At 48.2% G+C, this 371-nt stretch carries 1 protein-coding gene; it reads left to right on the forward strand.

Features of this window, described 5'->3' with window-relative positions; genetic code table 11:
- A partial coding sequence (locus AB4585_RS28475; RefSeq protein WP_372172127.1) for a hypothetical protein occupies positions 1-371 on the forward strand: 371 nt, incomplete at both ends.

Consider the following 371-nt stretch of genomic DNA (forward strand, 5'->3'; position numbering starts at 1 on the left):
ATCTGATGCTGAATTGCTCTCTTTGAGTCAAGAGTCTCGATTGCTAGAAGCGAAAATCAATCAGGCGAAACTGTCGAACGAGTTAAGAGAGTTGACCGGTTCAAGTCAACGTAAGGTATTGCCGGCCGAGTTGGGTGGTCTAGTGTTCAATTCCCCGCGTAACCCTGGTGTTGAGTCTGGGATGATGCCACCACAGCATCCAGTCCAAGCGATACCAGCTGCTCCGTCTGTTGTCGATGTTAAGCAAGAGCCAAAGCAAGAGCAGAAGGACGATAAGTTAACTACTGAAGAGATCGAGTCTTTGTTCGCGCACTTAAAGGTAACTTCGGTCACATCACGTAATGGTTCTAGTGTTGGGTGGATTCAGCGAG

It is taken from the genome of Vibrio sp. 10N.222.49.C9 (assembly GCF_041474985.1).
In the GTDB taxonomy this organism is placed as follows: Bacteria; Pseudomonadota; Gammaproteobacteria; order Enterobacterales; family Vibrionaceae; genus Vibrio; species Vibrio crassostreae_C.